General features: G+C 71.0%; 12 protein-coding genes. 3 read left to right on the forward strand and 9 right to left on the reverse strand.

Translation table 11 applies throughout. The annotated features are described in order from the left end of the window. Positions 1-8: 8 nt before the first annotated feature. The gene (locus tag OG905_RS03870) at positions 9-773 is read left to right on the forward strand and encodes a gamma-glutamyl-gamma-aminobutyrate hydrolase family protein (protein WP_328666181.1); all 765 of its coding nucleotides are present in this window, start codon (positions 9-11) and stop codon (positions 771-773) included. A gap of 69 nt (positions 774-842) precedes the next feature. Here the strand turns inward: OG905_RS03870 and OG905_RS03875 are convergent, their stop codons facing one another. The 4 genes from OG905_RS03875 to OG905_RS03890 all read right to left on the reverse strand — a co-directional run bounded on the left by OG905_RS03875 (position 843) and on the right by OG905_RS03890 (position 4,443). Next, entirely contained in the window at positions 843-1,295 is a 453-nt protein-coding gene (locus OG905_RS03875) for a carboxymuconolactone decarboxylase family protein (RefSeq protein ID WP_324986644.1), read from the reverse strand. Positions 1,296-1,423: 128 nt separating this feature from the next. After that, a complete protein-coding gene (locus tag OG905_RS03880; RefSeq protein ID WP_328666182.1) occupies positions 1,424-1,822 on the reverse strand; it encodes an SDR family oxidoreductase in 399 nt (132 codons plus the stop codon). Next, on the reverse strand, positions 1,765-2,184 hold the full coding sequence (locus OG905_RS03885; protein ID WP_328666183.1) for an SDR family oxidoreductase: 420 nt from the start codon (positions 2,182-2,184) through the stop codon (positions 1,765-1,767). Before OG905_RS03885 ends, OG905_RS03880 begins: the two co-directional genes overlap by 58 nt. Positions 2,185-2,265: 81 nt before the next feature. Continuing rightward, the gene (locus OG905_RS03890) at positions 2,266-4,443 is read right to left on the reverse strand and encodes an MMPL family transporter (protein ID WP_328666184.1); all 2,178 of its coding nucleotides are present in this window, start codon (positions 4,441-4,443) and stop codon (positions 2,266-2,268) included. A 308-nt stretch (positions 4,444-4,751) separates the two neighbouring features. On the opposite strand from OG905_RS03890, the gene OG905_RS03895 reads away from it, so the two are divergent. Beyond that, on the forward strand, positions 4,752-5,627 hold the full coding sequence (locus OG905_RS03895; protein WP_328666185.1) for a sigma-70 family RNA polymerase sigma factor: 876 nt from the start codon (positions 4,752-4,754) through the stop codon (positions 5,625-5,627). A gap of 9 nt (positions 5,628-5,636) precedes the next feature. On the opposite strand, the gene OG905_RS03900 is transcribed toward OG905_RS03895, so the two are convergent. The 3 genes from OG905_RS03900 to OG905_RS03910 all read right to left on the reverse strand — a co-directional run bounded on the left by OG905_RS03900 (position 5,637) and on the right by OG905_RS03910 (position 8,695). Beyond that, positions 5,637-6,290, reverse strand: a complete 654-nt coding sequence (locus OG905_RS03900) for an EboA domain-containing protein (protein WP_328666186.1) — start codon at positions 6,288-6,290, stop codon at positions 5,637-5,639. A 42-nt stretch (positions 6,291-6,332) separates the two neighbouring features. Next, positions 6,333-7,496, reverse strand: a complete 1,164-nt coding sequence (locus OG905_RS03905) for an inositol-3-phosphate synthase (RefSeq protein WP_443043889.1) — start codon at positions 7,494-7,496, stop codon at positions 6,333-6,335. Between the two features lie 68 nt (positions 7,497-7,564). Then, a complete protein-coding gene (locus tag OG905_RS03910; RefSeq protein ID WP_328666187.1) occupies positions 7,565-8,695 on the reverse strand; it encodes a ScyD/ScyE family protein in 1,131 nt (376 codons plus the stop codon). 421 nt (positions 8,696-9,116) lie between these two features. Between OG905_RS03910 and OG905_RS03915 the strand changes: the two genes are divergently transcribed. Next, positions 9,117-10,202: a methyltransferase gene (locus OG905_RS03915; RefSeq protein ID WP_328666188.1), complete on the forward strand. Its 1,086-nt coding sequence runs from the start codon at positions 9,117-9,119 to the stop codon at positions 10,200-10,202. A gap of 79 nt (positions 10,203-10,281) precedes the next feature. On the opposite strand, the gene OG905_RS03920 is transcribed toward OG905_RS03915, so the two are convergent. Both OG905_RS03920 and OG905_RS03925 read right to left on the reverse strand, forming a co-directional pair. Beyond that, on the reverse strand, positions 10,282-11,103 hold the full coding sequence (locus OG905_RS03920) for an alpha/beta hydrolase (RefSeq protein WP_328682015.1): 822 nt from the start codon (positions 11,101-11,103) through the stop codon (positions 10,282-10,284). A 275-nt stretch (positions 11,104-11,378) separates the two neighbouring features. Further along, positions 11,379-12,899 carry an FAD-dependent monooxygenase gene (locus OG905_RS03925; protein ID WP_328666189.1) on the reverse strand — a complete coding sequence of 507 codons (1,521 nt, stop codon included), beginning with the start codon at positions 12,897-12,899 and terminating at the stop codon, positions 11,379-11,381. Positions 12,900-12,934: the final 35 nt, after the last annotated feature.

Below are 12,934 nucleotides of genomic sequence, written 5' to 3' on the forward strand. Positions count from 1 at the left end.
CGTTGATTGTGAATTCATTTGCATACGAGGGCACGGGCGCCCCGGACGGCGCCCGTCGGCCCGTGATCGGCATCAGTGCCGCGACGACATCGATCAAGGTCGCGATCTTCGACATGGAGGCGACCTTCACCCCCCAGCAGTTCATCGACCGGGTGGCCGCCGCGGGCTGTGTACCCGTACTGCTGCCGCCGCTGCCCGGTGTGGAGGCGGCCGTTCGCGGTCTCGACGGTCTGCTGCTGCTGGCGGGCCCGGATGTGGACCCGGCCTCCTACTCGGCGCCGCGGCACGAGAAGACCGCGCCCATCGACCCGCGGCGGGACGCCGCCGAGCTGGCGCTGCTCGATGCGGCGCTTCGCTCGAGGGTCCCGTTCCTCGGTATCTGCCGCGGTCTGCAGTTGCTCAATGTGCTGCGCGGCGGCACCCTGCACCAGCATCTGCCCGACATCGTCGGACACACCGGCCACTCCCCCGGGCTGCGGGAGTACGGGCAGCAGCCCGTGCGCCTGGAGCCGGGCAGCCGTATCGCCAAGATCCTGGACGCCGAGCGGGCCACCGTGCCGTGCCACCACCATCAGGTGATCGACCGGCTCGGCGAGGGGCTCGCCATCACCGCCTGGTCCGAGAGCGACGAAACGGTCGAAGCCGTGGAGGTCGCCGACCATCCCTTCGCCGTGGCCGTGCAGTGGCACGCCGAGGAGAGCGACGACGACGGCCCCTTCCTGGCACTGGCCGAGGCGGCGGGGCACGCGGCGCGTGCCCGCGACAGCCGTTAGGGCTCACCGGGCACAGCGATGCGGCCCGGACACCACCCTCGCGGGGTGTCCGGGCCGCATTCATCTTGCTCAGCCCCAGGCGCCGGCGACCTGCTTGGTGGTGGCGTTGAGGCGGTTGAAGAGGTTGGTCACCGCGACCATGAGGATCAGGGCCGCGAGCCCCTTCTCGTCATAGTGGTCGGCGGCCTCGTCCCAGATGTCGTCCGGCACCGGGTCGGTGCGGTCGGCCAGCCGGGTGGCGGCCTCGGCGAGCGCAAGGGCGGCCCGCTCGGCGTCGGTGAAGAGGGGCGACTCGCGCCAGGCCGCCACCGCGAAGAGCCGCTCGTCGCTCTCGCCGGCCTTCTTGGCGCTCTTGGCCCCGGAATCGACGCACGCGCTGCAGCCGTTGATCTGGCTCGCGCGCAGATGCACCAGCTCCAGCGTCTTCGGCTCCACACCGCCCGCGTAGACGGACTTGTACAGCGCCTGGATGGGCTGCGTGGCGTCGAGGACCATCGCCGGGTTCTTCATCCGTGCTTCCATGAATTTCTCCTCCAGAGGTCTTGCACGTGGGTCACTGCTATGACGGATCGCGGCGCACGAATGTGACAGGAGGAGGCACGTGAATCGGCCAACCCCTGGAGACTGCGATGGCCGAAACGGCTCGCGAGTCAGCGCAGCCGACCGGACAGGAACTCCTCCCACGTCCGGCGGCCCGCTGCGGGCGAAGGGCCGGAAACCAGCAGGGCCCCGGCACGGACCGGGCCGATGCCCGGCATCCACAGCGGAAGAATCCTCCGGCGACGCCGGACCGCCCGCAGATAGCCCTGGACCAGTTCGGCCGCGCTCGCAACCCGCGGCCCACCCATGTCGGGCACCCGGCCGGCCGGTCGGCCGAGCGCCAGCTCCACGAGCCTGGCCGCCACCTCGTCGGCGTCGACGGGCTGCACCAGGAAGCCGGACGGAACCGGCACCACCGGCAGCTTCGCCGCCTTCTGGGCGCCGGTGAGGATCAGGTCGTAGAACTGGGTGGCACGCAGTACCGTCCACGGCAGTCCCGAGTCGGCCACGATCGCTCCGAAGCGAGCTTCGCCCGGAAGTAGCCGAACGAGAGGGAGTCGACCCCGACAATCGACACGTACACCAGGTGCGGAGCCCGGTCCTGTGACGACGCGGCCCGCACGAGGTTGCGGGTCGCCTCTGCGTCGCCCTTCTTCTCGCTGGCCAAGTGCACGATGACCGACGCCCCCTTGACGGCCGAGGCGATTCCCTCGTCCTTGGCCAGGTCGCCGGTGACGTACTCGACGCCTGCCCCGGACGCCCGGCTGCGCCGGCTGAGCACCCGTACATCACAGTCGGCGGCCCGCAGACGCCCGACGACGAGCCGTCCGAGCGTTCCGGTGCCGCCGGTGACCAGCAGGCGCGAGGTCATGGCCCCTCCTCTACTACGACAGGCCCCAGGGGCGCGGGACTTCGGCTGTGAAGTCCCGCGCCCCCCTTGTGTGGTGTCAGGTCAGCTGCCGACGCGTGCCGGTTCGGCGGGCTCGGTGACCGCGAGATGCGGCTCCGCGTCGGGACGGCCCGGACGCCAGATGCGCGGGCCGATCTCCAGGGAGAGCGCGGGGATCAGCAGACTGCGGATCAGGAAGGTGTCCAGGAGCACCCCGACCGCGACAAGGAGCCCCTGCTGCAGGGCCTGCACGGTCGGAATGGCCGCCAGCACGCAGAAGGTCGCCGCCAGCACGACACCCGCCGAGGTGATGACGCCTCCGGTCACCCGCAGACCGCTCAGGATGCCCTCGCGGTGGCCGCGCAGCTGAACCTCTTCCCGGGCACGGGTCATCAGGAAGATCGTGTAGTCCACCCCGAGCGCGACCAGGAACAGGAAGCCGAACAGCAGCAGTCCTCGGTCGATGCGCGGGTAGTCCAGCGCGTGGAACAGCAGGGACGCGGCTCCCACGGCCGAGGCGTAGGAGAGCACCACGGACACCAGCAGGACCAGGGGCGCGACCAGTGCGCGGAGCAGCACGATCAGCATGATCAGTACGACGCCGAGGATGAGCGGGATCAGCAGCATCTCCTCGTCGCCCTGTGCGGTGGAGATGTCCAGGGCGACGGCTGTCTGACCGCCGACGACCGCGTCACTCGCCTGCCCAGGGCTCTTGTCCAGGGCCGTGCGCATGCGCTTGACGGTGTCCCGGGCGGCCTGGGTGTCCGGTGATGCGCTCAGGACCGTGGTGATGTGCGTCCAGCCGTCCTTGGATCCGGCGGTTGCCGCCGACTCCACGCCGGACACGCCCTCGACGGCTGCTCGCGCCGCGTCCGCGCCGGCGGCCGGGACATAGACGTCCGCGGGGGACGACGACCCTGCCGGGAAGTGCTCGGCGAGCAGCTCCTGGCCCGCGACGGAGTCGACGGTGTTGGTGAACTGCTCGGCCTGGGTCTGCCCCGTCTGCACGGAGGTGGCACCGAAGGCGAGAGCCACCAGGACGACAGCGGTGCCGATCCAGATCGGGCGAGGCCTGCGCCCCACGGTCCCCGCAACGCGCGCCCACACGGTGCGCCCCTGCTCGGCGCTCGCTTCGTAGCCGGGCGTGTGGCGCGGGACGAACGGCCAGAACACCCAGCGGCCCAGGATGACCAGGAGCGCGGGCAGCAGGGAGGTCATGGCGAGGAACACCACGGCGACACCGATGGCCACGACCGGACCGAGACCGCGCGTGGAGTTCATGCTGCCGAACACCAGGCACAGCGTGGCGATCCCGACGGTCACGGCGGAGGCCGCGATCGCGGGCAGCGAGCGCTGGACGGCCACCACCATCGCCTCGTGCCGGTCCTCGTGGCGGTGCAGCTCCTCGCGGTAGCGGGCGATGAGCAGCAGCGCGTAGTCGGTGCCGACCCCGATCGCGAGGACGGCCAGGATGTAGGCGCTCATTCCGTTGACCACGAGCCCCGCGTGCTTGGCGAGCAGATACACCACGCCGCTGGCCACCTGGCTGGCAAGTCCCACCGACAGCAAGGGGATCAGCCACAGGACGGGGCTGCGGTAGGTGACCAGCAGAAGCAGTGCGACGACGGCGAGCGCGGCGCCCAGGAGCGCGCCGTCCATACCGGAGTAGACGTCGATGAAGTCGGCGATGTTGCCTGCCTCACCGGCGATCCTGACCTCCAGTCCGTCCGGCGCACCGTCCTTGGTGAGTTTCTTGACGTTGTCCACGCCGTCGCCCAGCACGCTGTTGTCGCTCGGTGAGGTCGCCAGCGGCACGCTGAGGAACGCGGCCTTGTTGTCCTTGGACACCAGGGGCTCGGACACCGGGCCCGCGGTGCCCTTCTGCGTCAGGCGGCCCCGGTCACCGTTGATCTTGGCCAGGTCGGCCTCGGTGAGCCCGCTGCCGCGTGCGTAGACGATGACGGCGGTGCTGCTGTCCTTGTCGGCGAAGTGCTCTTCGGCGAGTTTGACCGCCTGCGTCGACTGGGCGTTCGCGGGCAGCCAGGTCTCGGGGTCGTTGTCCTGGACGTCGCCGAGCTTGGCGGCCAGCGATCCGCCCACGCCCATGAGCAGCAGCCAGAGCACGAGGACGACCCACTTCGTGCGTCGGCCGGCCACGAGCGAGGCGTATCGGCTGGAGAAGGTGGTAGTGGGGGGCGGCTGCGCGATGGCCGGCTCGGGAGTTGGAGGGTGCGTCGTCATGAATGCTCGCTAAGGGTCAGGAGTCCTGTGCTCAGGGCTCGTTACGAACTCGCGGGGGGAAGGGACGAAGCGCGCCAGTCGTCTGCCGGTGGTCTTACGGGGCCGCGAGCACTGCCGGCGATCAGTTGCTCGCTCCCGGCTGCTCCGCTCGGTCACGTCCGATTCGGTGCCAACCGATCGGAAGGGGCCAGTTCTCGTCACATCGGCTGGGTTTCGTTCGTCACTTCTATGACGGACCGCGGCCGGGAGTGGTGACCGTGGACGCGTTCGTCACTTCTATGACGGACCGCGACGGAGGAATGTGACCGATGAATGAGGGCGAATGGCTGACCGCGCGGTTCGAGGAGAACCGGCCGCGGCTGAAGGCGGTGGCCTACCGGATGCTCGGTTCACGCAGTGAGGCCGAGGACGCGGTCCAGGAGGCATGGCTGCGGCTCCACCGCTCGGACCCCGACACCGTCGAGAACCTGAGCGGCTGGCTCACCACGGTCGTCGGCCGGGTGTGCCTGGACATGCTGCGCTCGCGCACCTCGCGGCGCGAAGACCTGCTCGACGAGCCCCCGTCCGTGTCGGTCACCGATCACCAGTACGTGATCGATCCGGAGCAGGAGGTCCTGCTCGCCGACTCGGTCGGCCTGGCGCTGCTGGTGGTCCTGGACACCCTCGACCCCGCGGAGCGGCTGGCGTTCGTCCTGCACGACATGTTCGCCCTGCCGTTCGACGAGATCGCTCCCATCGTCGACCGCACACCCGCAGCCGCCCGCCAGCTCGCCAGCCGCGCCCGGCGCCGGGTGCGCGGCGCGGCCCGGGTACCCGAGCCCGACGTGTCCCGCCAGCGGGAGATTGTGGACGCGTTCCTCGCGGCCGCGCGCGGCGGCGAGTTCGACGCGCTGCTCACCGTCCTGGACCCGGACGTCGTCCTGCGCGCCGACTCCGCGGCCGTCCGCGCGGGCGCCGCCGGTCTGATCCGCGGGGCGTCCGCCGTGGCCGACACCTTCTCCGGCCGCGCCCAGCTGGCCCAGACAGCGCTCGTCGACGGAGCCGTCGGCGCCGTATGGGCGCCCCGCGGCCGACCGCTGGTCGTCTTCGGATTCACCATCACCGACGGGAAGATCAGCGCCATCGACCTGGTGGCCGAGCCGGAGCGGCTGCGCCGTCTCGACCTGGCGTTCCTCAACGACTGAGTCCGGCTGTCAGGACTGCTGCCCGGAGTCGCCCGGCTGCTCGCCGGTAAGAGCGAGCACCCGGTACAGGTCATCGGGCACCTCACGGCCCGCCGCGCCTCGTTCCCCGGCGTAGTCGTCGAGCATACGGGCGAGTTCCGCGTCCCCCCTGGCACGCTCGGCGAGGAAGGCGATCGCGTCCACCGGTACGCCGTTGAACAGGCACTTGAGGACGGCGTGGCGCCAGGCGTGCGGATCGAGGTGCTCGGCTGCGTACGGGCCCACCGCGGCGGCGACGAGCCGCGTGTCGTTGGTACGCAGCGCGTCCTCGACGAGCGGGAGCCCCTGGGTGGGATCGAGGCCGAGATAGGGCAGGGCGCGCAGGACCGCACGACGTTCCGCGGCGGAGCCCTGATGGTAGAGACGGGCCACCGCGGGGGCCTTGGTACGGGCGGCGTGCAGCAGCAGGACCCGGATGACGTCTGCGGCGTCCTCGCCGCAGTAGCGGCCGGCCTCGGCGAATCGCAACTCCCAGGCGGGCAGCCCACGTTGGGCGGGTATCGCGGAGCGATGGCTGTCCGCCTCGGCGGCGGCCAGTGCGCCTTCCAGCCAGTCACGGGCGGGGGGTGCGAGGCGCTCTTCCGGTTCGGTGTGGAGATCGGCTGTTTCCGCTTGGGCGTACATCAGGTGCTTCCTCCGTTTCGTAAGACCTGCGTGTACCGCGCGTCACCGTGCCCCCCGCAGTCGGCCGGCGAACGACAGCAGCGCCTCGAACTGCTCCCCCAGTGCCGCCGGACCGCCGTCCGGATCCTTGAAGTAGAAGCCCAGCTCCGGCAGCGGGCCCGCCAGGCCCACCTCATGCGCACGGGCCAGGAGCAGGGCCAGGTCAAGCACCAGCGGCGCCGCGAGCGCGGAGTCGCAGCCCTGCCAGATCGTCTGGAGGATCATCCGCGAGCCGAGGAAACCCTCGAACGCGATGTGGTCCCAGGCCGTCTTCCAGTCGCCGAGCGCCGGGACGTTGTCGATGTGGACCTCGCCCTCGGGCACGATGCCGAGGGTGTCGTTGAGCACCCGGTTCTTGCCCGCGTTCTTTGCGGCCGCGGCCTGGGAGTCGGCCAGCGCCGCTCCGTCCCCGCCGCCCAGCAGGTTGGTGCCCGACCACGCCCGTACCGTCAGGGCGCGCTGCACGAACATCGGGGCGAGCACGGAACGGAGCAGCGTCTGGCCCGTCTTGCCGTCACGGCCCGCGTACGGCAGTCCGCAGACGGTCGCGGACGCCGCGAGCGCGGGATGGCGCAGCCCGGCCGAGGGGGTGAAGTTGACATAGGGGCAGCCCGCGCGCAGCGCCGCCGCAGCGTAGAGCGAGCTCGCCGGAAGGCGGGCGTCGCCTGCCGCGGTGGCGGGTTCGGTGGAGGCGACGTTCACCACCACCGCGCGGGCCAGTCCGCGGCGGCGTACGAAGTCCGTGATGTCGGCGGTGAAGGCGGCGATCAGTTCCTCGTCGGTCCTCATGTCGCCGGACTGCGGCCCACCGGGCCGTATCTCCGCGTCCGCGTCGGCCAGTTCGCTCCGTACGGCGGCGGCCAGGGCGTGCGGAATCACTCCCCCGTCGGCCAGCGCTTCCGCCCGCTTGGGCAGCGGGGCGCTCTGCGTGTCGTGGCCGCCGAAGACCAGTGAGTCGAGCGGCGGAAGTCCCGATGCGGCGAAGGGCGCTGTCCCGGTGACCATGCCGGTGGCCGGGGTCAGTCCGGCGGCCACGGCGGCGCACCCGGCGACAGCCGTGGTGGCGAGCGAACCACGGGCTCCGAGGAACCACACTCCGGTCCTGGGCCCGGGGTCGAGGGTGTCAGGGGTGTGGGGGGTGTCGGGGGTGTCGGCGGGAAGGGACACGGCTTCCTCCTGGGTACGTGGGCGCGGACGGTCCCGCCGGGCGTGCAGGGCCGCGGGACCGTCGGGCCTCACTGAGTGATGCGCACCAACTCGCCGCTGGTGCCGACCGACTTGTTGGTCACATAGATCTCGTCGTCGGGCCCGATCCCCAGGCCGGTCGACATCGACAGCTTGTCGCCGGTCGGGACCTCGGTGACTTCCTTGGACCGCGTGTCGATCTTGTGGACCTTGCCGGGCAGCGGACCGGTCTGCGTGTAGCCGCCGGTGAGCGACAGCGCGACCAGATTGCCCTTGCTGTCCAGGGCGAGGTCGCTGAGCGCGGTCAGGCCGTTGACGAAGACCTGCGGCTTGTGGCCCGGCACGATCTTCCAGATACGCGACGCACCCGGCTTCAGGGCGCCCATGTCGCAGACGTAGATGGTGCCGTCGCCGGCCACGACGACGCCGCTGGGCACTGCCTGAACGGGCTTCCCGTCGGCCGCCTTGCTGTCGGGGAAGACCGTTTCGGTCGAAGGGCGTCCCCAGCCGGGGACCTTCACCAGGTCGTTGCCGCCCGCGTCGGCCACCAGCCAGCCGGTGCGGGTCTGCGCGAAGCGCCAGGCGTTGCTGTGCGCCGTCGTGGGTTCCTGCGGTGTCGGCGCGTGACCGAGGACCCAGTCGGGGTCGGCCTCGGTCTCGTACTTCACGAGGTCGCCGAGCACCCGGCCGGACCGGGACTGGTAGAGGGTGCCCGCGTACTTGCCGTCCTCGCCGAGCGTGGCGCGGTGCTCGAGGTTGCCGCCACCTCCGTTGAGGACGACGAAGCCGCCACGGGGTCCGGGCGCCACGTCGTTCGGGCCGGTGGCCGAGACCGGCTCCTGCGGGCTCTTGGGGCCAACGCCCACCGACTGCAGGCCCGTGACGACGCGGCCGCTGCTCCTGCCGCCGCCGACGCGGTAGACCGAACCTGTGGCACCGACGCACTCCGTGCCGGCCGCGCAGCCGGGTTTGCCGGTGCCCGACTCGGCGACCAGGACCGTGCCGTCCTTCAGGACGGCAATGCCGCGCGGGTTGTTGAGCCCGCTCGCTATGACCTCGTAGCCGGGTGTCGTCTCGTTCTGCGCAGCCTGCGCGGCACTCGGCCCCATGGCCGCCGTGACGCTGCCCACGGCAGCGGTCGCCAGGACGGCGCCCGTCCATGACCTGCCCAATCTCGACATCTCTCTCCCTCGTCGTGAGCCTGCCCCCTGTCGAGGGAGCGGTTGGAAACCCGTGTCACGATAGGCATGCATTTCACGCCGGTCTCGCGTGTCCAATCGCCGCCGATCAGTGGTGCATTGTGGTTCGCCCGGCCTGTGACCAGGGTTTTGGGGCTATTACGCGACGGTGGCCGCGGTGTTCAACTGCGGTGATTCCGCGCTTGAACACCGCCCGCGGCCCTAGGAGTTCTCAAGAATACGAGCCGCTTTCCTGAGCAGTTGTCCGGCTCTGCGCGGCAGCTCTACAGTCGGCCGGGCGAAGCCCATGGTTTCCGGAAATCGATGTATCCCGTACGGCCGCCGGAATACACGTAATGCGCTGAACACGCGCCGCCACGCGGGAAAGTCCGACACAGCTGAGCCACCGCAACGGAGGAAACTCATGCCCGCTCTGCCACCCGCCCCAGTCGTCCGCACCGTCGAAGGTGTCCGAGCGCGTCTGCAGCACCTGACCCGGAAGCTGGCGCCCGCTCCGTTCGCCCTGCTCGAGCTGGCCCAGGGCTCCATGGTCACCCAGGCGATCTACGTCGCCGCCGAACTCCGCGTGGCCGACGCGCTGGAGGACGGACCGCTCACCGTGCAGGAGCTCGCGCGCGAGGTCGACGCCGACCCCGAAGCGCTCCACCGGCTGCTGCGCCTGCTCGCCGGCTACTCGATATTCGCGGAGCAGGGCGACGGCCGGTTCCGGCTCACACCGATGGCCGACGCGCTGCGCGAGAACGCTCCGGTTTCGATGCGCGACATCGCCGTCCTCATGGGCCACCCCATCCACTGGGAGGACTGGGGTCATCTGCTGGATTCGGTGCGCACGGGCGAGCCGAGCATGCCGAAGCTGCGCGGCATGGGCGCATTCGAATATCTGGAGGCGAATCCCGCATACGGCAAGGTGTTCATCGGTGGCATGGGCGCCATGTCGGACACCGAAACGCTGCCCATTGTGGCGGCGTACGACTTCTCGCGGTTCGGCACGATCGTCGACTTCTGCGGGGGACGCGGGACCCTCCTCGCGGGGATTCTGCAGCGCGCGGCCGGTGCGCGCGGAATCCTCTACGACCCCCGCGTGGACAACAACGGCGCCGCGGACTTCCTCAAGGAGGAAGGTGTCGCCGACCGGTGCACCATTGTGGGCGGGGGCCTGTTCGACGCGCCTCCCGCGGGCCACGACGCGTACATCCTCAAGCACATCGTGCACGACTGGCCCGAGTCCCAGGCGGTGGAGATCCTCAAGAAGGTGCGGGAGGCGATCAGTCCGGACGGCCGGCTGCTTCTCATGGAGATGGTGCCCCCCTCATCGGGGAATGCGCCGCATGCGGCGAAGCTCGTTGACCTGTGGCTGATGCTGCTGGTCGGCGGCAAGGAGCGCACCCAGGAGCAGTACGCCGAACTGCTCGCCGCCGCCGGGTTCCGGCTCGAGCGGGTGGTGCAGACCGCGGCACCGATCTCGATCGTCGAGGCGCGGCCCTGCTGATCGGGCGGCGCGGCCCGGCGACGCTGCCCGGATGACGTTCGTGGCCCAGGACCGAATCGGTCCTGGGCCACGAGCGTCATCACCTGGCGGTGAGGCAGTCCTCCAGGAACGCCAGGGCCCGCAGATGGTAGGCCCGGGCCGCCCAGCCCAGGCTGATGTTGTGGCCCGCGTCCGGCTGCCGGTCGATCTGGACCCGGGGGGCGGCGTTCAGCCGTGCCCTCAGATCGGCGAGGTCCTCCTCGCCGTGGTGCCACCAGTGCTCGTGCTCGGCGAAGGTCAGCCGGACCGGTACGCGGACACGGGGCGCGATGTCGGGGAAGAGCTCCGGCCAGCGGCCGAGTTCCGAGGCTTCACGCAGCGGCATCGGCGCCACGACTGTGGCGCAGAAGCGGAAGGTGTCCGGCGGATACAGGCGCAGCGGCCCCCAGTGCCGCCGGGTGTCCTTGCCGTCGCCGTTCGCGGCGGGGACCGCCGCATAGCGGTGGCCGCAGCCGGAGATGTCCAGGCCGAGCAGCCGCGGTGTCTCTCCGGGGTCCGCGGCCGTGCACAGGGCGAGCTTCCCGCCGAAGGAGTGGGCGAGCAGGAACAGTCCCGCGCCGGTCGGATACCGGGAGGCGAAGTCGGCGAGCGCCGCACGCAGCAGCCCGGTCTGCTCAGCCAGCGTCTGTCCCTCGGGCAGAGCCGCGGCGGACTGCCCGTAGCCGGGGCGGTCCACGGCCAGGACCGTGTAGCCGAGGCTCGCTCCGAGCAGGAGCAGGGACTGGTCGGGGTGGGCCGTTCCGTCGAAGTAGCCCGCGGTCATGCCGCCGCCGTGGACGGCGACCACGACCGCGCGCGGGGCCGTGTGCTCCGGCTCGATGAGCAGGGCGGACAGCGTGATGCCCGCCGCGTCCAGGGTGATCCGGCGTACCGGTCGGGACGGGGCGGGCGTCGTCGGGGCGGGCGGGGGTTGGGGCTGGGGCTGGGACTGGGGCTGGGGCTGGGCGGCCTCAGGTTCCGCGGTGGCCACCACGGGCGCGAGCCCAGCCGGTGGCTCAACCGTCCGCGGCGCCCCCGACGGGGATGCCCCGGCCAGGGATGCGCCCGTCAGGGAGGCACCGGCAAGCGGGGTTCCGTTCAGCGGATCGGACAAAGCGCTCCCCATCAGCGTCCCCCACAGACCGGGCCAGTCCTGGATCATGCGCCGGACCCGTCCCGCGAGTCCGGGCCGAACCAGCGGTGCAAGGCCTTGGTCAAGCCGTCCAACTCGTCCCCGGCCCAGGCCACATGACCGTCGGGCCGGATGAGCAGCGCGGCCGTGCCGGCCAGCGGGTCGGCGCCGTCCACCGGCTTGGGCACAGCGGTGGTGACGCTCACCCGGTCGGGCCGGCCGGCTGCCGCCTGTCGGATACGAGCGTCGTCGGCGAGGTCGAGCAGCACACCGCGCGCCGGGTGCAGCAGTTCGGTGGTGCTCATCTCGCCTTCTGAACCGATCAGTTGACGGCGCGGAAGGCGGCGGCCGAGGAGCGGATGGTCGCCGTCGCCGAAGTCGTAGCGGATGTCGAGGCCGCTGACGATTCCGGCGAGATGCCGTTTCACGTCGTCGTACTCGATGAGTTCCGAGAACAGTTCGCGCAGCGGGTCCGACTCCGGGCCGCCGAGGAAGACCATGCCCTGGGCACGGGTGTTCATCAGCAGCCGCCTGCCCACCGGGTGCCGTTCGCCGTGGTACGTGTCGAGCAGACCGTTCGGTGCGCCGCCCCTGATCACGGCGGCCAGCTTCCAGCCGAGGTTGGCGGCGTCCTGGACTCCGCTGCTCAGCCCCTGTCCGCCGGCCGGGAGGTGGATGTGGGCCGCGTCCCCGGCGAGCAGGACCCGCCCGCGGCGGTACTCGGAGGCCTGGCGGGAGGCGTCGGTGAAGTAGCTCACCCACTCGGCCCCGCCGCCGTGGATGTCCTCGCCGGTGATGTGCTGCCAGGCGTCGGCGACTTCCGTGAAGGTCACCGGCATCTCGTCACGGCCGCGCGCCGGCGTGCCGTTCGGGCACACGATGATGCGGTCGACGCCCTCGGCCAGCGGAGCCGCCATCACCATGCCGTTCGGCCGGCGCTCGCCCAGGAAGCGAGGGCGCAGCCGGCAGCCGGTCACATCGGCGAGGAACATCGCGCGTGTCGCCGATGTGCCGGGGAAGTCGAAGCCGGCGGCCTTTCGGACGTTGCTGTGTCCGCCGTCGCAACCCACGAGGTAGGCGGCGCTCAGCTGCTTGACCCCGCCCGGGGTCTGCACGGTGACCGAGACACCGTCGCCGTCCGCGAAGCCGTCCGCCAGCTCGAGGAACTGCCAGCCGCGGCGGATGTCCGCGCCCAGCTGCGAAGCCCACTCCTCAAGTACGGCCTCGGTCTGGTTCTGCGGGATTCCGCGGGCTCCGAAGTGGGCGCCCTCCAAAGTGGTGTAGTCGAACTGCACCCCGCCGAAGTGGCCCATCGGGCTGATCTCCAGCGTCTCGCCCTGGCCGAACCGGGGCAGGAGTCCGCGCTGGTCGAACACCTCCATGGCGCGGGCTGTGAAGCCCAGGCCCCGTGACTGGCCGGTGGGCCGGGTCAGCTGCTCGGTGACGATGACGCTTGCCCCGCCCAGACGCAGCTCGGCGGCGAGCATCAGTCCGGTCGGACCTGCGCCGACGATGATGACGTCGGTGTCCACGGCTGTCCCTTCCATGGTTGTCCTTTCCTCGAGATGGAGTTGTGGTGCCG

Origin of the sequence: Streptomyces sp. NBC_00322, assembly GCF_036147535.1 — a bacterium.
GTDB lineage: Bacteria > Actinomycetota > Actinomycetes > Streptomycetales > Streptomycetaceae > Streptomyces.